This is a genomic window from Psittacicella hinzii, from assembly GCF_003585885.1.
Taxonomy (GTDB): Bacteria; Pseudomonadota; Gammaproteobacteria; order Enterobacterales; family Psittacicellaceae; genus Psittacicella.
Map to the genome: position 1 here is coordinate 22327 of NZ_NRHC01000030.1, position 20182 is coordinate 42508.

Sequence of the window (20182 nt, forward strand, 5' to 3'; positions counted from 1 at the left end):
AAATCAATACTTTACGTGAATATAGTAAACAAAAATTACGTAAAAGTTGCAAACTATTATTGCAAAAATTAATTTACAAATTATTGATTTTTAAGATAATTTAATCTAAGGATCTTTTAAAAAATCTAATAGATTTTGCACGTTTCGATAAATTTTTGTAACTTTTTAGACTATTTTTTTAGCTATTTATTCTCTGTTACCAGCTTGCTTTTTCCTTGACCTATTTCTTACTTGTCTTGTAAGAAGATAATTTTACAAGAAATGATCAAGAAATGATTTTAAAGGTGAAAACTTGGAAGACTTCCTCTAATCTAATAGGGGCAAGCTGTACTTGTCACTATACCGTAGTGTATAGAGTTTTATTCTTCTTACCTACTTCTTCACGAGCTAATTTAGGAATCAAATAACCTGAAGTTTGCTCTTGCAGCTCTCTGTAAAGAGCTAAAGCTTCTTCATCACTGACATAAAAATGACTTGCACCAGTTACTTTATCAAGTAGATGCAAGTAGTAAGGGAGAATACCAGCTTGAAAGAGCTTATGAGAGAGTTGAGCTAAAACCTCAACCGAGTTATTTACCCCTTTTAGTAAGACCGATTGATTTAACAGTAAAACTCCTGCTTGCGCCAGAGAAGCTAGTTTTTCTTGTAAAAGTTCACTAATTTCTGAAGGGTGATTTATATGACTTACCCAGATCACTCTAATTTTTGCTTGTGCAAGAAACTGGCAAATCTGTACAAAGCCTTCTGTAATTCTATTAGGAAGAACTATTGGTAGACGCGAATGAATTCTTAATCTATCAATTTTCACCTTTGCCTCTTGATTACGTTTAATCAGCTCCTCTGCTAACCAAAAAAACTCTTTATCAGTCATCATTAGAGGATCTCCTCCGGACAAAATTAATTCAGAAATTTCTTGGCTATAAGCATAATCAAGGGATTTTTGCCACTCCTCTCTACTTGAAGCTAAATCGTGATAAGGGAAGTTACGACGAAAACAGTAGCGACAATTTACTGCACACCCACCTTTAGGTAAAAAGAGTAAGCGATCCTGATACTTATGAACTACATTTTTAACAGGAATAAAGTTATCTTGCTCATCCAAAGGTTGTAAAACAAACCCATCTTTTTCAACCAACTCTTGGCTAAAAGGTAGTACCTGCAGGAGTAAAGGATCATCAATATTACCTTTACTCATTAAGTCTGCAAAGTGCTTAGGAACTAGCATAGGAAAAGAGTTTTTCTCTAGTAAAGGTTTACCCGCGATTTTACTCTCTAGGTGGCTATCTATTTGCAAATATTCTAACAATTCATGTGGCTGTTTAAATGCTTGGGCAAGCTCACGTTTCCACTGATTGTCGCTAAGTTGCATATTCAAACTAATCATACAAATATGAGGAAAAGCGTAACCATAAGTTACGCTTTAATTAATCTTTATTTAACTGGAACAAAACCAATTCTATCTTTAAATCTTGCTAAAGTAACCTCTGCACGACTTGCAGCTTTAGCAGCACCTTCGCGAATAATTTTATTTAAAAGTTCTTCATTATTACGATAGTGATTAAATTTAGTTTGTAAATCTTCTAACAGTTTACATACTTCTTCAGCAACATATTTTTTAAAGTTACCATACATAGAATCTTTAAATTCTTCTTCTAGTTCTTTAATTGATTTACCTGTTACTGCTGAAGCGATATCAAGCAGGTTAGAAATTCCAGCTTTGTTTTCTAAATCATAAGCTACACGTGGTGGATCTTCACCATCAGTAACTGCTGATTTAATTTTCTTAGCTACTTTTTTAAGATCTTCTAATAAGAAAATAACATTGTTAGCGTTGTCGTCTGATTTAGACATTTTCTTACTTGGATCTTGTAATGACATAATACGCGCACCTACAGGGGCAATAAACGGTTCTGGAATTTTGAAAGTATCTTCACCGTAAATTTTATTAACACGGGCAGCGACATCACGACATAACTCTAAATGTTGTTTTTGGTCAGCACCAACTGGTACTTGGTCAGCTTGATAAAGGAGAATATCCGCTGCCATTAACACAGGGTAATCAAATAAACCAGCAGTTACATTTTGCTCATAACGTGATGATTTATCTTTAAACTGCGTCATACGACTTAGTTCACCAAAACCTGTATAACAGTTTAATAACCAACCTAATTCCGCATGTTGGTGTACATGACTTTGAATAAAAATTGTACTTTTCTCTGGATCAATTCCGGCAGCTAAGTATAAAGCAACCATATCAAGGCTTGCTTTGCGTAGGGCTTCAGGATCTTGACGTACAGTTATTGCATGTAGATCAACCACACAATAAAAACATTCGTAATCGTCTTGCATTTTAACCCAGTTACGTAAAGAGCCTAAATAGTTTCCTAAACTTAAAGTACCTGATGGTTGAATACCACTTAAAATAACTGGTTTACTCATATTAATAATCCTATTGTTCAAAAGACGATAATGAAACTAAATAAAACTGCAAATCCATGAAGAAAATAACAAAAGCTCATACTTAACTTCAATGAAAGATAAGCATAAGCTAGAAAATTTACATTAGTAAAGATAACCTTGCCTCTTAGAGAGAAATAATAAAACTAAGCTTAATTTTATTCAAATCAAGCCTACTTTACCTTTCTTAGTTACTTTTAAACGAGTATTGAGCTAGCATGGAGATAATATCGAGCTAAAATTGTTTAACTCGTCTATTTAAAAACTAGCGAACATTACTAATGTAAACCTTTAAGTATATTTTACCCTAGATTTTGCGATAATTCTTCTCTTAATTGCGCTAAAGCTATATTAGCGTCAGGTAAAACCCCAAACCAGTAGTAATGAGATAAGGCTGCTTGTCTCACTAACATACCTAAACCGTCAGCTAAGTTTTGACTACAACCTAGTTGTTCGATAAAACTTAGAAACGGAGTTTTACCTACAGCAGCATACTGCATATCGTAAAACTTAGTATTCGGGTTAGTAATACGGCTGGTACGTAAGTTTACCGCATCTTCACCTTTTTTATAGGCTACTGCATTGATTACTAAATCGTAATCATCAAAGTCATACTCTGTTACAGCCTCAACTTTACCGTACTTTCTAAAGCTTGAAGCTACTTCTTGAGCACGCTCACGTGTACGGTTAAAGATATCTACTTGTGCTCCCTCTTTTAAAAGATGATAAAGCACACCAGTAACCGCACCACCTGCGCCAAGAATTAGAATTTTACTTTTTAAATTAAGCCAGCCTAAAGATTTTAAATCTGAAGAAAGACCATAGCCATCTGTATTTTCTGCGTAAAGGCTACCGTCAGCTCGCTTAATAACTGTATTACATGCTTGAGCTATCTCACAAACTTCTGATCTATCTTTGATTAGATCATAGACTACTTTTTTAAAAGGAGAAGTCACATTAGAACCTTTCCCTCCTTGATTTGCAAAAAAATCAAGAAAAGCTTCAATAAAAGTAGCTAAATCCATTCCTTCACCATTACGATTATAATCAATGCAAGTGCCTCTTTGACTTGCAAAGATCTCATGAATACGAGGCGAAAGACTATGAGAAATAGGATTACCCCAAACTAAAAAACGATCAACTTGCATATTTCTTAACCTCTAGCCTTAGCTTTTTCATATACTCGAGCTATTTCTTTGTATGCTGGAATTAGATGAGGAAAAGACAGTACTTTGTCTAGTTCTAATCCCTCTGGTTGTTGGTCACCAAATACCTCTTCTTGCCCTATACGACCTAATTCCAAATTAATCACTGACGTATAGCTTGCTAAAGTAAAATCTAAGTCCACTAATAGACGTAAAACAGCTAGTTGTTTTACTAATACATCATCAAATGCCAAAAACACATCTTCTAAATTAGGAACTAATAGATCTTTAGCATTTCTAAGGACACCAAATTTAGGGACTTCACCAATACTAGCTAGTTTTTCTAAACTTTCTTTAGGAAGAAGATTTAATAAAATACTTTCATTTACTTCTTTCTCTTGACCATAAATTACAGGTTGATCATAAACTACTACCTGTTCTTGCTCATAGAGATTAGAAGAACTCTCTAACATCTTAACAACTTGCTCTGCCGTTCTTAAAGAATTGCTTCCTGAATAATTTGCAGAAGTTGAAACTATCGCCCCGCCAAAAGTGTTAATTAAGTCCATTAAAAACGGTTCATGAGTTATTCTCACAGCAACTGTTGCAAACTTACCACGTAAAACCTCTGGGCAATCTTTTTTTGCAGGAAGGAGGAAAGTAAGTCCTTGTCCAGTACTATGTAAAGCTGCAACTAAATGTAACGCTTGGCTTAAGTTCTCTTGTGCCTCCTCTCCTATTGCTAGAAGATTATGCGCTTTAGCTTGCTGGTAGGCGCTCTTTAGAATGTAAAGAATTCTTTCTAAGTAAATTATATGGATGTTATCCTCTTCACCAATATCTCTAACTCTTGCATCACTATCTTCTGATCTTATATTACCGATAGCTTGCACTAAACTATTAAAGTAACTCTCACTTACCCCTGGATATTTGTCCTTAGATAAAAGAGAGTTTTGCTTAAATGGCTTACGTGGATGGTTAACATGTTTAAGTAACTCTTTTAGACTTTGAGGGATTAAGTCTAAATCAACTATTTCACTTACTTGCTCTAGTGAAGTTGCAAGAATAACAAAACCTTTATTAGCATCGCGTTCTTTTAAAGCAAGAATTCTTTCAATAACCTCAAGCTTGTCGATGCGGCAACCTAAACCAAACACAGATTCGGTTGGGTAAGCAACAATCTTATCTAAAAGATCTTTGGTCGCTTGCAGTTCTTTTAGATTTGAAACTTTGGCGATCTTCATCGCTAAACTCCATATACAAATTTAATTAAATATAACTTTATCTAAAGTCTCAGTTAGCTTATAGATAGCTATAATTTTAACATAAGCCATAGTCTTAGCTATAAAAATGTGATCTATTAAACCTTTTTACAATTTTATAAAGTTAAATTTTGAAAATAAAGTATAATATAGCGGGGTGAAACTACTCACTTTCTTATTAGATTGAATTACTTTCTTCTTAGATTTTAATTTAGGTGCTTAAGTAATTTACTTTACCAAGCTTTAAACTAATTAATTATAGGATTTTTCGATGACTACTCCAACATTAAGACAACTATGCGCTAACGCTATTAGAGTGTTATCAATGGATGCAATCCAAAAAGCTAACTCAGGTCACCCAGGTGCTCCTATGGGTATGGCTGACATTGCTGAGGTATTATGGCGCCGTAACTTAAAGCACAACCCATTAAATCCTAAATGGGCAAATAGAGACCGCTTTGTTCTTTCTAATGGTCACGGTTCAATGTTAATTTATAGCCTATTACACTTAACAGGCTACGACCTATCTTTAGCAGAATTAAAGAACTTCCGTCAATTAGGTTCATTAACTCCAGGACACCCTGAATATGGTCACACTCCAGGAGTAGAAACAACTACAGGTCCTCTAGGTCAAGGTATCGCTAATGCTGTAGGTATGGCTTTAGCTGAAAAATTACTTGCACGTGAATTCAACCAAGAAGATCTAAAACCAGTTGACCACTACACTTACGCTTTCTTAGGTGATGGTTGTTTAATGGAAGGGGTATCACACGAAGCTTGTTCTTTAGCAGGTACTCTAGGTTTAAATAAATTAATTGCTTTCTACGATGCTAATAACATCTCAATTGACGGTGACATCGAAGGATGGTTCACAGATAACACAGCTGAGCGTTTTAGAGCTTACGGTTGGAATGTTATTGAAAATGTAGATGGTCACAACCCAGAACAAATTCAAGCTGCTTTAGATGCTGCTAAAAAAGAAAGCAACAAACCAAGCTTAATTATTTGTAAAACTGTAATTGGTAAAGGTGCACCTAATAAAGAAGGTACTCACCACGTTCACGGTGCTCCACTAGGCGCTGATGAAATTAAAGCTTCTAAAGAAGCTATGCAATGGCCTTCATTAGAACCTTTCTATGTACCTGAAGAAGCATACAATGCTTGGAATGCTCGTACAACAGGACAAAAAGTTGAAGAAGAGTGGAATAAATTATTTGCTGCTTATAAAGAAAGATATCCTGAATTAGGTGCAAAATTAGAAGCTCGTTTCAATGGTGAATTAGAAGCTAATTTAGCTGAATTAGCAGATCAATACATCGCTCAATTACAAGCTGAACCTAAATCTTTAGCAACTCGTTCATCTTCACAAAACGCGTTAAATGCTTTAGCTCCACACGTTTCTTCAATCCTAGGTGGTTCTGCTGACTTAGCTCCTTCAAACTTAACTATGTTTAAAGGTTGCAAGTCAATTACTCCTAACGATGTAGCTGGTAACTACGTTCACTATGGTGTACGTGAGTTCGGTATGGCTGCAATTATGAACGGGGTAGCGTTACACGGTACTCACTTACCTTACGGTGGCACTTTCTTAATGTTCTCAAGCTATGCAATGAACGCTATTCGTATGGCTGCATTAATGAAACTACAAACTGTATACGTGTTTACGCACGATTCTATCGGTGTAGGTGAAGATGGTCCAACTCACCAACCAATTGAAAATACAGAACAATTACGCTTAATTCCTAACTTAAGCGTATGGCGTCCAGCTGACCAAGTAGAAACAGCTGTAGCTTGGAAACAAGCATTATTAGCTAACCGCACTAAACCAACTGCTCTAATCTTAACTAGACAAAATCTAGAACAACAAGAGCGTACAGCACAACAAGTAGCTGATATTGAAAAAGGTGGTTATGTATTAGTAGACGCTGTAAATCCAGAAGTGATTTTTGTAGCTACAGGTTCTGAAGTTGATTTAGCTGTTAAAGTAGCAGAAAAATTAACTGCTGAAGGTAAAGCTGTTCGTGTAGTATCTATGCCTTCAGTTGATACTTTCGAAGCACAAGATCAAGCTTACCGTGAATCAGTATTACCAACAAGCGTACGTAAACGTGTAGTTCTAGAAGTAGGTTCTACTTCTGGCTGGTACAAATATGTTGGCTTAGATGGTTTAGTACTTGGTATTGACCGTTACGGTGATTCAGCTCCAGCTGCACAATTATTTGATTTATTTGGCTTTACAGTAGACAAAGTTTACGATAAAGTTTCACAATATCTAAACAAATAATATTTTTAAAGCCTAGGGTTTCCCTAGGCTTTACTTTTGCTGAAAAAATCGGCATTAAAAAAAGAGGCGCCAAAGACACCCCTACTTCCATAAACTAAAAAAGTTTAACACTATCCAAATATTTAGGCTTTCCACCCCTAAATATAAAGTTTATGTGTTAAATATTTGTTTATTTTACCACCATTAAATAGCTAATATCAAGCTTCTCCTGCAAAAAGCTCGCAACTTATAGCTGATTTAATTCTTATAGTTAGTAAGATAAAATTGTGATTTATGGTATAATACTCTACTTAGTAAATTTCAATTTTTAAACATTAGTTAGATAATTTATACGAAATTATCCAGCTAATGCTTAAAACCTAATTTGCGGTGCTTTTTATACACTACAGACCATAACCACTATTATAATAGTGTAAAATTGTTAATTTTGTAGCTGTAACTTGCTAACATTCAAGTATAAGTTCTTATCTAACAATGCGATTTTATAATCGAATACTATTTCTATAGCAGGTTAATTTTTCATAAAGTAGTGTATAAATTTCTATACACCACTACCTTAAATAAAAGTTATTTTTCTTATTTAAGATATTGAAAATTAAATCGCTTTATTTTTGTAGTGTATAAAAGTCACCGCAATTTAGGTTAAAATTTTTTCGTTTTAATTTTATTTATTAATTAATTTAATCATCTCTATGATTTACAACAAAAAATATGATGTTATTGTAATTGGTGGTGGACATGCTGGAACAGAAGCTTGTTTAGCTGCTGCCCGCATGGGGTTAAAAACTCTACTTTTAACTCACAACATTGATACTTTAGGACAAATGTCTTGTAACCCAGCTATAGGTGGTATCGGTAAAGGTCACCTTGTTAAAGAAATCGATGCTATGGGTGGTTTAATGGGGATTGCTGCTGACCACTGTGGAATTCAATTTAGAACTCTGAACTCTTCAAAAGGTCCTGCAGTACGTGCAACACGTGCACAAATCGATCGTTCTTTATACCGTAACTTTGTAAGTAAATACCTATGTAATCAAGAAAATCTAGATATTTTCCAACAAGAAGTTGTTGATATCAAGATTGAAAATGATACTGTTAAAAGTGTTATTACTAAAATCGGTTTAGAGTTCGAAACTACTACTGCAGTTTTAACTACTGGTACTTTCTTAGGTGGTAAAATCCACGTAGGCATGGAAAACTATACCGGTGGTCGTGCTGGAGATCCAGCTTCAATTTCTCTAGCAGAGCGTTTACGTAGTTTAAATCTTCGTGTTGGTCGTTTAAAAACTGGTACCCCTCCACGTATTGACGTCCGCACAATTGACTTTAGTAAGCTAGGTATTCAAGAAGGTGATCAAGGTGAATTACCAGTATTTAGTTTCATGGGATCACAAGAGCAACACCCTCAACAAATCCCTTGTTACATGACTTACACTAACGAAGAAACTCACCAAGCTATTCGTGATAACTTACATCGTTCTCCTATGTATGCTGGAGTTATTGAAGGTGTTGGTCCAAGATACTGTCCGTCAATTGAAGATAAAATCGTTCGTTTTGCTGACAAAGACAAACACCAAATCTTCTTAGAACCTGAAGGTTTAAACTCTACAGAAATTTATCCTAATGGAGTTTCAACTTCATTACCATTTGACGTACAAGTTAAAATTATTAACTCTATGCCTGGCTTAGAAAATGCGCGTATTATGCGTCCAGGTTACGCTATTGAGTATGATTATTTTGATCCTCGTGATTTAAAACTTTCACTTGAAAGTAAAAAAATCACTAATCTATTTATGGCTGGTCAAATTAACGGTACTACAGGTTATGAAGAAGCTGCAGCTCAAGGTTTACTTGCTGGTATTAATGCAGGTCTTCGTTGTCAAAATAAAGATGCTTGGTATCCTAAACGTAATGAAGCTTACCTTGGAGTGTTAATTGATGATCTTTGTACTTTAGGAACAAACGAACCTTATCGCCTTTTCACTTCACGTGCTGAATACCGTTTATTATTACGTGAAGACAACGCAGATTTACGTTTAACTCCTAAAGCACAAGAGTTAGGCTTAATTACAGCTGAACGTTGGCAGCGTTTCCAAGATAAAGTAGCAAACATAGGTAAAGAAACTGAACGTTTAAAAAACATTTGGATTCACCCTCATGTTGAGAATATCGCTGAAATCAATGCTCTGTTAGACGCTCCTTTAACTAAAGAAGCTAATGGTCTTGAACTGCTTAAACGTCCAGACATGAATTACGAAAAATTATGTCAAATTGCACAGTTTGCGACTGAACAATTAGATGACAAACAAGCTGCTATACAAGTTGAGATCAATAGTAAATATCAAGGTTATATTGACCGTCAATTAGAAGAGATCGCTCGTTTAGAACGTAATGAAAATACTGAAATTCCAGCAGATTTCGTTTATCGCGAAATTTCAGGTTTATCAAATGAAGTTATTTCTAAACTAGAAAACTTTAGACCACAAACTATTGGTCAAGCTTCACGTATTTCAGGTATCACCCCTGCGGCTATCTCTATTTTATTAGTTTATCTAAAAAAATATAGCCAAGCACATGGTTCTACCCTACCAGGTGGAATCGCTCGCGAAGCTGAATAAAGAAAATTAATTTATTATATTTATTCTATAGGGAAGTTCTTTACGAACTTCCCTTATTTTTTGCAAATTGTAAAGACTATTGCAATTAGTCAAAACAAACAGTCAAATGATAGGTAAAAATCTAAATTAAATCTTACATTTGATAGATTACTCTAATTAAAATTAACATTTTTTCATTGTTATCAAAGTCCATCTCTCAAAAAATCAACAACTAAGAAACCACAAGTTTACAAAATCCTGACATTTGATACTTTTTAATAGGCATAAATATTTACTTTTGTTAGTTTTTGCAATTTTTTAGCATTTTTATGGCAAAAAAGTGCAAAAAAGTGAGCAGATAAAAATCTCTTAGGTAATAATATGCGCATACAAGAAAGGAATTTTACCTCTAGGGTAAATCTAGAGCTTGACCTAGATACAATTCCTCCCTGCAACTATATCTCTTTTCACAAAAATATGTCTTTGCAAAATAATCCTCAACCATCTAGTGGTTTACTTTTAAATGTTGAAGACAAACCTGGTATTGGTTTGACTTTAATCTTAGCAGCTCAACACTTATTAGCTGCTTTAGGTGGTATCATTGCGGTACCATTAGTTGTTGGTAATGTTTTAAACTTATCTGCAACTGACACTATTATCTTAGTAAATGCTTCCCTCTTAATTTCAGGAGTGGTAACTTTTATCCAATCTCGAGGTCTTGGTCCTGTTGGTATCCGTTTACCATCAGTAATGGGAACTAGCTTTACTTTCGTAGCTGCCGCTTTAGCTATCGGTTTTTCAGACGCAGGTGTAGCAGGAATTTTAGGTTCTTCTCTAGTAGCCTCTCTTGTAATGATTGTAGGTGCTTACTTAATGCCTTACATTCGTAAATACTTCCCACCAGTGGTTACCGGTTGTGTGGTAATGAGTATTGGTCTTTCATTAATTTCAGTAGCAGTTGACTGGTTTGCTGGCGGACAAAAAACTGACGCTAACTATGCAGCACCTTCTACTTTATTAATGGCTACCTTTGTTTTAGTAGTAGTTATTATCCTCGTACAATGGGGTAAAGGCATTTTTTCTGCTGCCGCTATCTTCTTTGCAATGCTAATTGGCTACATTGTTGCAGTTTGTTTTGGCATGGTAGATTTCTCAAGCGTTAAAACTGCTCAAGTTTTTGCTGTACCTACTCCTTTCCACTTTGGTTTATCATTCCCAATTGCTGGTATTATTGGTATGTCAATTGCTTACTTAGTTACGATCGTTGAATCTAACGGTAACTTCTTAGCAATTGGTCAAGCAACTAACACAAAAGTAACTGGTGAACAAGTTAAACGTGGAGTTCTATGTGACGGTTTAGGTTCAGCTTTAGCTGCATGTTTCTCTACTTTACCTTTCTCATCATTTGCACAAAACATCGGAATTATCTCAATTACTCGCGTAGCTTCACGTTACGTAGTTATGTGGACGGGTATCTTATTATTCTTAGCTGGTCTATTCCCAGTATTTGGTGCTTTAATCGTGTCAATTCCTTCCCCTGTTTTAGGTGGTGCTGGCGTAATGATGTTCGCAATGATCATCGTTGGTGGTATCCAAATGCTAGACCGTGTTACCCGTTCGAGAAGAAACGGTTTAATCATCGCTATCTCTTTAGGTTCATGCCTAGCAGTAACTCTACGTCCAGAGTTATTTAACTTCTTACCAGCTTGGTCTAAAGAAATTTTCTCTTCAGGTATCACAACTGGTTCTCTATTTGCAATTATCTTAGATAGAATTCTTCCTGCAGATAAAGAAGTTAATGAAGATGCTGCTGAAGTTGTAGCTGAAATCAACAAATAAGTTTTCTTAATTCAAAGGAGGCAATGCCTCCTTGAACTTTTCATCACTTAATAATTTCTTTTTAGTAACAATGTTAGAAAAAAATAGTTCACCCCTTGATACCTATTTTGAGATTACAAAATCAGGTTCAAACATTCGTACAGAAATTACTGCAGGTTTAACAACTTTCCTAGCAATGGTTTACTCTGCAATTACCGTTCCAGGAATGTTAAGCGCAGCCGGTTTCCCTGCTGAATCAGTATTTATTGCAACTTGTTTAATGACAGGTTTAGGTACTTTACTAATGGGCTTCTGGGCTAAGCTACCTATGGCTATCGGTGGAGATATTGCCTTAACTGCTTTTGTGGCTTTCTCTATTGTAATTGGTCAAGGTGTTCCAGTTGAAACTGCGTTAGGTATGATCCTAATTATGGGTATTGCCTTTACTATTATTTCCGTAACTGATATTCGTGCTTGGATTCTTCGTAACTTACCTCATAGTATTGCTCACGGAGCTGGGGTAGGTATCGGTTTATTCCTAATTCTTGTTGCTTGTTCAAATGTACAAATCGTTGTTGCTAACACAGCTTCAAGCTTACCAGTTAAATTAGGTGACTTTACCTCTTTCCCTGTACTAGCTTCATTTATTGGTTTATTCCTAATCATTGCTTTAGAAGCTATGCGTGTTAAAGGTGGGATCTTAATTGTTATTGTTCTAATTACAATTATTGGTCTAATTGTAGACCCTAATGTTCAATACAAAGGTTTCTTTGAATTACCAAGCTTTGGTGATGGTAACCTCCTATTTAAATTTGACTTAGCTGGTGTATTTAACACTACTCTAATTCCAATTGTACTAGCTTTAATTCTTTCTACTGTTTTTGACGCTACTTCAACAGTACGCGCAGTAGCTGGTAACGCAGGATTAGTTGACGCTAAAGGACAAATTAAAAATGGTAATCGTGCTTTAACTGCAGATTCAGTTTCTTCTGTATTTGCTGGTTTAATTGGTACAGCTCCAGCTGCTGTATACTTAGAGTCAGGTGCTGGTACAGCTGCTGGTGGTAAAACTGGTTTAACTGCAGTTGTTGCCGGTGTAGCTTTCTTATGTATCCTTTTCTTTAAACCTTTAGCTTTCTTAGTACCTTTCTACGCTACAGCTCCAGCTTTAATGTATGTAGGTCTATTAATGGTTTCTGGCTTAAAAGATATTAACTTTAACGATTTAATTGGTAGTGCTTCTGCATTAGTAACTGCTGTATTTATTGGTTTTACAGCAAACATCGTTACTGGTTTAATGTTAGGCTTTACTTGTTTAGTATTAGGTCGTGTTGTTGCGCGTCAGTTTGATAAATTAAACATTGGTACCGTAATTATTGCCCTAATCTTATTCACTTTCTATATTTCTGGTATTGCTATCTAATACCTTTCCCTTTTTCTCCGTTTCTGAATAGTAATAGTCCCTTTTTCTTTAAAATTTAGTGCGATTATTACCTTTGACTATTACTATTCAAACGGCGAGCTAACTATAGGTTAATAAAAATTATGGAAAAATCAGGTATTGATCGTTTCTTTAAAATTTCAGAACGCGGTTCTAACTTACGTACAGAAATTATTGCTGGGTTAACTATTTTCTTAGCTATGGTTTACTCGGTAATCGTAGTTCCAGGAATGTTATCAGCTGCGGGATTTGATGCTAAAGCTGTATTTATTGCAACTTGCTTAACTGCAGGTCTTGGCTCAATTTTAATGGGCTTCTGGGCTAACTTACCTATGGCTATTGGCTGTGCTATTTCGTTAACAGCTTATACAGCTTTTAGTATGGTTCTTGGGCAACAATTACCATTACCTACAGCATTAGCTGCTATTTTTGTAATGGGGGTTATCTTTACTTTAATCTCTGTTACAGGTATCCGTACTTGGATTTTACGTAACTTACCTATTAGTATTGCTCATGGTACTGGTATAGGTATCGGTTTATTCCTACTTATTATTGCTGCTGGTGGAGTTAAGTTAGTAGTACCAAATACAAGCTCTTCAGTGCCAGTGACTTTTGGTGACTTTACAGCATTCCCTTCATTAATGACGTTAATTGGTTTAGCTTTAATTATTGCTCTAGAAAAACGTCGTGTAATGGGGAGCATTTTAATTGTTATCGTTGCTCTGACAGTAGTAGGCATCATCTTTGATCCATCTATTAAATTCAACGGTGTTTTTGCTCTTCCATCATTTGGGGAAAATAATTTAGTTTTTGCTATGGACTTTTCATCTTTAGCAAATACTGCTGTAATTCCAATTATCTTTGCTTTAGTAATGACTTCTGTTTTTGACGCAACTGGTACTATCCGTGCAGTAGCAGGACAAGCTAACCTAGTTGATAAAAATGGACAAATTATTAATGGTAACCGTGCTTTAACTACAGACTCGGCTTCAACTATCTTAGCTGGTCTTCTAGGTACTGCACCTGCAGCTGTGTATATCGAATCAGCTTCAGGAGCTGCTGCTGGTGGTAAAACAGGTTTAACTGCTGTAGTTGTTGGTTTATTATTCTTAGCTATTATTTTCTTCCAACCTCTAGCTACAATTGTTCCTAGCTATGCAACAGCACCTGCATTAATGTATGTTGGTTTATTAATGTTATCTAATGTAACTAAACTTGACTTCCAAGACTTTGTTGGCGCTATGTCAGGTTTAGTAACGGCTATCTTCATTATTCTTGCTGCTAACATCGTAACAGGAATTATGATTGGTTTTGCAACTCTAGTTATTGGACGTATTGTTGCAGGCGAAACTAAACAATTAAATGTTGGAACAGTAATTATTGCTATTGCTTTAGTTGCTTTCTACGCTTCTGGTTACGCTATCTAACAATTAGCCAAAATAAAAGACGATTTCAGCTTGAAGTCGTCTTTTATTGTATCTTTTTTCTCGCTATGTTAAGATAGATAAATTAAATAAGAAAAATCAAAATTGTTTTATAATATTCAAAGGTTACTTTACTAAAGTAACTAGAATTTGGCTTACTTCTCAGTAGAAAAAAATGAACTAAAGAGGTTACAAATGGTTAAGGTTAGATTTTCTCACCTTCAATCTCTCAACCCGAATAACCTACACTCTTGGTTAGAAAATATACAGAATGAGAAATTTAAAGAACGCTTAGACCAAATTTATGACTTATATTGTCAACATCTTATCGATAACCAAAACTTACGCGATGAGGTAAAACTAACTATTTTTAGTCATAGTTGTGAACTGGTTGAGATTCTTGACAGCTTAAATCTAGATGACGAAACTCTTCTAGTCGCTTTTCTTTTTCCTTTAATTTCTAATGGTCAGATAGAATTAAAAGAACTAACAGATAAGATAACCTCGCTAATGTACCGAATCCTTAAAGGTACATTAAATATGGCTCAAATAGATATTATTAATTTTAATTCAAGTAAGAATGATCAAATTAATAGTATCCGTCATCTGCTCCTAACCATGGCAGACGACTATCGCTCAATTATTATCAAACTAGCTGAGCGCATTCTTTTCTTAAGATCGTTAGATTCTAATAAAAATATTGATAGTCAAGAAAAGGTTAAAATAGCTTCAAATATTCTAGATGTTTACGCTTCACTAGCTAATCGTCTAGGCATCGGGCAATTAAAATGGGAAATTGAAGATCTTTGCTTAAAGATTACAAATCCAGATGCCTACTACTCAATTGTGAAAAAGCTAGGCATGCGTCGCATGGATCGTTTAAAAGTTGTAGATAACTTTACCAACGAGATCAAAGAACGCATCCGCAAGGAATGCGGGATTAAACATTTTGAAGTTTACGGTCGACCAAAGCATATCTACTCTATTTACAATAAAATGCGTAAAAAGAACTTACCATTTGAACAGCTATATGATTTACTAGCTGCTCGTATTATTGTAAATAACGTGTCAGAATGTTATGCCGTACTCTCGATGATCCAATCAGACTACGAAACTATTCCTTCTGAATTTACTGACTACATTGTTAATACCAAACCAAATGGTTATCAATCCATTCATACTATTGTCCGTCTTAACGAGCGTTTAACTCTCGAATTACAAATTCGTACTGAAGAAATGCATCGTCATGCTGAAGTTGGAGTTGCAGCTCACTGGCAATATAAAGAAGGGAAAAAATCTTCAAATAAAGCTACAGACAAGATTGCTTGGTTACGTAAACTCTTAGAGTGGAGAAATGATATTTCTTCAGATCCAAAACAAGGTGAAGAAATTCGTAAGCAATTACTTGATGATCGCGTTTACATTTTTACTCCACGAGGTGAAGTACGTGACTTACCTAAAGGAGCTACACCTTTAGATTTTGCCTATAGTATCCATACCGAAGTCGGTAACCACTGTGTTGGTGCTAAAGTTAATAACCGTATTGTCAACTTTAGTTACGAGTTACAGACAGGTGATAAAGTTGAAATCCTAGGACAGAAAGAACCTAATATTTCTCGTGACTGGATTAACTTTGTTCGCACCCCACGTGCCAAAAATAAAATTATGGCTTACTTTGGTAAACTTGATCGTGACAAGTACATCAAAGAAGGTTTACAAATTATTGAGAACGCGTGTAACCAAACCAAACACAATCTCAAAAACATTACGCCAACATTATTAAAACGCTATAAGCTTGCAAAAAACTTTGAAGAGCTTTGTTTAAATTTTGGTAATGGTACTTTAAAAGCTAACAACCTGATTACTTTCTTAGAAAATCATAAGGTTGCAGGTTCGGATAATAGTCGCGCGAAAGAAGTCGATGAAATCCTACACGAACGCTTAAATGAAATTAACGACAAACCTGAACAAGCTCAACCAAAATCTCGCCGTCAAAACCAAATTACTATTGAAGGTACTTCGAGTGTAATGTATCAATTAGCTCGTTGTTGTCAACCTATTCCTGGCGATCCAATTATTGGTTATATTACTAAAGGAAGAGGTGTTTCTGTGCACCGCGCAGACTGTCAACACGTTGCTCACTTAATGCAAGCTCACCCTGGTCGTATAGTTAATTGTAGCTGGAATGCTAATTTCAAAGGTGGCAACCAAGCAGTAAGAACCAGACTGCAAGTTATTGGTTTAGACCGAGTAGGTATGCTAAGAGATATCTCAGCGGTTTTAAGTTCATTTAAAGCAACAATTGTTAGCTTTAACTCGTCGCTTAACCAAAAAACTATGCTTTCAACTATGCGTTTTGAGGTAGATTTTAATAGTATTGATACTATGAATAAAGTGCTAGTTTCAATCAGCAAAATCTCCGGAGTAGTGCAAGCAATTCGTGCTTAAAGTTATTATTTGAGCAAAAAAGCAACAGGATCAACCTGTTGCTTTTTTATGTAAATTGCTCTCATATTTCTCAAGCTTAAGCTAAATTTGCTTTTATTTGTCAAACTTCAGCGAATCTAAGTGCCAAGCTAAAGTATAATATAGGCATTGAAAATGTATAAAAGGGTATTTAAGTATGTCAGTTCGTGAACAAAATGTTTTAGATGAACCAAATCATAATACAGTATTTATGGTTTGGAACTTTAAAGAAGGCGTAGATCCAACCAGCGCTTTCCAACGTTTATGTGGTCTGGTAATCAACCTGAATAACACAGCTAACATTCGTTTTCCAGAAGCTAAAGCAAGCGTTACTTTAGGGATTGGTGCTCAAGCGTGGGAATTATTAGACTTACCTAAACCTTTACCAAAAGAATTAGCCCCTTTCCGTGAAATTAAAGGTGACAAACATACAGCTCCTTCAACTCGCGGTGATTTACACTTACATATCCGTAGTAATCAACACAGCTACTGTATCGATGCAGCAGCTAATTTAGCTGACGTTTTAACTGAAGTTGCAGACTGTGTCGAAGAAGTACATGGCTTCCGTTACTGGGATGGTCGTAGCATTCTTGGCTTTGTTGATGGTACTGAGAACCCTCAAGGTGAAGAACGTCGTCAATTTGCTTTAGTTGGTGAAGAAGATCCTGAATACCAAGGTGGAAGCTACCTTTTTGTACAAAAATACATCCACGATATGCAAGCTTGGCGTGCTTTACCTGTAAGTGAACAAGAAAAAGTAATTGGTCGTTCTAAAGCTGATGATATTGAAATGAGTGATGATGTAAAACCAGCTAACTCACACACAGCTTTAGCAAATGTTGGTGATGACAAAGTAATCCGTGATAACATGCCATTTGGAAGCATGGGCGCAAATCAAATGGGTACTTACTTCATTTGTTACGCTAATACTTTTAAAACTGTACGTCGCATGTTAAGCAACATGTTTATCGGCAACCCTAAAGGTAACTATGACCGTCTATTAGATTTTAGTACGGCAGTTACGGGAACATTATTTTTCGTTCCGTCTTTAGATATGCTAGGCGACTTTACAGGTTAATAAACTTAGTTAGAGTTAAACGACAACTAACTCAAATTCTCAAGTTTCTCTAGCAAAGAGCTAAAGAGAAAAATAAACTAGAGAAAAATAAACTAAGAGCAAAGAAAGCTCCAGTTGTTACAACATACAACTGGAGCTTTCTTTTTTACACTGGAGCTTTCTTCTTTACTTAGCCATAGGTTTTAGGGTTAATATTAAAATACCAATTACCATTAAAGCTAAACCGATACATTCTCTTAAAGTTAACTTCTCGCCCAAGAAAATAAAAGCAAATACACCAACAAAAACAACTGACAGTTTATCTAGAGAGGCTACATGGGCAGCAGGACCTGACTGCAAAGCTTTAAAATAGAATAACCAAGACAAACCTGTAGCAGTAGCAGAAAGGAAAAGAAAAATCCACTGTTTAAGCCCAATACTTGAAACACTTTCCCATTTCCCTAAGTAGCTTACCCAAGTTGCTGTAATTGCCACGATAAAACAGGTACGAATAAAAGTTGCGAGATCACTATTAATTCCTACTAAACCAATTTTGGCAAAAATGGCTGTACAAGCTGCAAAAACCGCAGAAAGTAAAGCATATGCTATCCAACTCATTTTCTCTCCTTAAATCTTTCACCTCGAATAGATGAATACTAATTCTTTTACCCAGTATAATTCTTACTCCTACTTAAAGCGTAAAGTATGTAGCTCCAATCCTCTACAAGCTCAAGCAAGAAACTCTTTGTCTATAATTATAAAAAAAGAGATCTAAAGTTTCCTTTAAATCTCTTAAAAAATTATCTTTAGCTAGAAATAAATTTCTATCATCACAAAACCAATGATTAAACTAAAGATCATACTAATTAAACCAGGAAGCATAAAGCTGTGGTTGAAAATAAATTTACCAATTCTAGTTGTTCCGGTAATATCAAAATCACAAGCAGCAATAATCGGACCATAATTTGGAATAAAGAAGTAACCGTTTACTGCTACAAAAGTTGCGATTAAGATTTCAGGTGGTAAACCAATACTTAACCCAATTGGGAAAAGAACGATTACCGTTGCTGATTGACTATTAACTAGAACCGAAAGCGCAAATAAAGCTAAGGCAAAAGTCCAAGGAGCAGTTTCAACTAAAGTAGCTACTACTTGTTTAACCTCTTCAATATGCGCAGACATTAAAGTATCGCCCAACCAAGCAATACCAAAGATTGCAATTACCGCACGCATCCCCGCATGGAACACCGAACCACGTGTAATTAAATTATAATCTGGTTTACAAGTAAGGATAATTAATGCCCCTGCTGACAGCATGATAATCTCAATCGCGCTTACCATACCTAAAGGTTTATCACCAACTAAAGGACGTAACTCTGGTTTTGCCCCTAGTAAAACCACATAAACAGCAGATACTACGAAAATTAATACTGATAACTTCGCACGCCAAGAAGTTTTTACTTCTTCAACTTGTTCTGTTTCAACATCGTTTAGCTCTACACTGTATTCAGGATCCTGTAAACGTGCTAAATAAATTGGGTCATCTTTTAATTCTTTACCAAGTTTATTAACAATAAAACAAGCTAAGAATAACCCAATGAAAGTAGCTGGGATAGTAACTTTTAATACATCGCTAACGGTAATGCCATTTGGTTCTAGGTACTTAACTACCACTAAAACCGCGGCCGCTATTGGGCTAGCAACAATCGCAAATTGCGAAGCTATTACTGCCATAGATAGAGGGCGCTCTGGACGAATGCCGTTTTTGCGACTAACTTCAGCAATAACTGGGAGAACAGAGTAAGCTACATGCCCAGTACCAGCAAAAATAGTAAAGGTATAGGTTACCGCTGGAGCGATAAACGTAATATATTTTGGATGACGACGAATAATTCTAGTGGCGATTTTCACCATATAGTCTAAACCACCAGCTGCTTGCATAGCTGCAGCTGCTGATACTACTGCCAGAATCATCAACATTACATCAATTGGTATATGTGCAGGAGCTAAACCAAAGCCGAAGGTTAAAATAAATAACCCAAGACCACCCATAACTCCTAGACCAATACCGCCTATACGTGCCCCCACTAGAATACATAAGAGCACTACAGCAAAGTGAACAAAAAACATAAAAATTGTCTAACAAAAGTTATAAAAAAGAAAAAAAGATTTTTTCATTATAAGCTTTAGCTTCGAAAAAATCACAACTTTACATTATTTATTAACAAAAA

The 20182-nt window shown here is 35.5% G+C and carries 13 protein-coding genes; 7 read left to right on the forward strand and 6 right to left on the reverse strand.

Annotated features, from left to right (window positions below):
• Positions 1-337: 337 nt before the first annotated feature.
• From epmB to CKF54_RS02675, 4 genes are all read right to left on the reverse strand, one after another.
• The gene (epmB, locus tag CKF54_RS02660) at positions 338-1384 is read right to left on the reverse strand and encodes an EF-P beta-lysylation protein EpmB (RefSeq protein WP_119524738.1); all 1047 of its coding nucleotides are present in this window, start codon (positions 1382-1384) and stop codon (positions 338-340) included.
• Between the two features lie 47 nt (positions 1385-1431).
• Positions 1432-2439, reverse strand: a complete 1008-nt coding sequence (gene trpS / locus CKF54_RS02665) for a tryptophan--tRNA ligase (RefSeq protein WP_119524739.1) — start codon at positions 2437-2439, stop codon at positions 1432-1434.
• Between the two features lie 320 nt (positions 2440-2759).
• Entirely contained in the window at positions 2760-3605 is an 846-nt protein-coding gene (gene aroE, locus CKF54_RS02670) for a shikimate dehydrogenase (protein ID WP_119524740.1), read from the reverse strand.
• 5 nt (positions 3606-3610) lie between these two features.
• On the reverse strand, positions 3611-4846 hold the full coding sequence (locus CKF54_RS02675) for an L-threonylcarbamoyladenylate synthase (protein WP_119524741.1): 1236 nt from the start codon (positions 4844-4846) through the stop codon (positions 3611-3613).
• 289 nt (positions 4847-5135) lie between these two features.
• Here CKF54_RS02675 and tkt point away from each other — a divergent pair, with 289 nt between their 5' ends.
• From tkt to CKF54_RS02710, 7 genes are all read left to right on the forward strand, one after another.
• Positions 5136-7148 (forward strand): transketolase, encoded by a 2013-nt coding sequence (gene tkt, locus CKF54_RS02680; protein ID WP_119524742.1) that lies wholly within the window; start codon positions 5136-5138, stop codon positions 7146-7148.
• Positions 7149-7840: 692 nt separating this feature from the next.
• Positions 7841-9766: a tRNA uridine-5-carboxymethylaminomethyl(34) synthesis enzyme MnmG gene (gene mnmG / locus CKF54_RS02685; RefSeq protein WP_119524743.1), complete on the forward strand. Its 1926-nt coding sequence runs from the start codon at positions 7841-7843 to the stop codon at positions 9764-9766.
• A gap of 456 nt (positions 9767-10222) precedes the next feature.
• Complete coding sequence (locus tag CKF54_RS02690; protein ID WP_119524756.1) at positions 10223-11584, forward strand: nucleobase:cation symporter-2 family protein; 1362 nt, start codon at positions 10223-10225, stop codon at positions 11582-11584.
• Between the two features lie 70 nt (positions 11585-11654).
• Entirely contained in the window at positions 11655-12986 is a 1332-nt protein-coding gene (locus CKF54_RS02695) for an NCS2 family permease (RefSeq protein WP_119524757.1), read from the forward strand.
• 122 nt (positions 12987-13108) lie between these two features.
• A complete protein-coding gene (locus CKF54_RS02700) occupies positions 13109-14431 on the forward strand; it encodes an NCS2 family permease (protein ID WP_119524744.1) in 1323 nt (440 codons plus the stop codon).
• Positions 14432-14623: 192 nt separating this feature from the next.
• Positions 14624-16876 carry a RelA/SpoT family protein gene (locus CKF54_RS02705; protein ID WP_119524745.1) on the forward strand — a complete coding sequence of 751 codons (2253 nt, stop codon included), beginning with the start codon at positions 14624-14626 and terminating at the stop codon, positions 16874-16876.
• 175 nt (positions 16877-17051) lie between these two features.
• Positions 17052-17972 carry a Dyp-type peroxidase gene (locus tag CKF54_RS02710; protein WP_119524746.1) on the forward strand — a complete coding sequence of 307 codons (921 nt, stop codon included), beginning with the start codon at positions 17052-17054 and terminating at the stop codon, positions 17970-17972.
• 165 nt (positions 17973-18137) lie between these two features.
• Here CKF54_RS02710 and CKF54_RS02715 read toward each other — a convergent pair whose 3' ends face one another.
• Both CKF54_RS02715 and CKF54_RS02720 read right to left on the reverse strand, forming a co-directional pair.
• Complete coding sequence (locus CKF54_RS02715; protein ID WP_119524747.1) at positions 18138-18569, reverse strand: EamA family transporter; 432 nt, start codon at positions 18567-18569, stop codon at positions 18138-18140.
• A 192-nt stretch (positions 18570-18761) separates the two neighbouring features.
• The gene (locus CKF54_RS02720) at positions 18762-20081 is read right to left on the reverse strand and encodes an anaerobic C4-dicarboxylate transporter (protein WP_119524748.1); all 1320 of its coding nucleotides are present in this window, start codon (positions 20079-20081) and stop codon (positions 18762-18764) included.
• Positions 20082-20182: the final 101 nt, after the last annotated feature.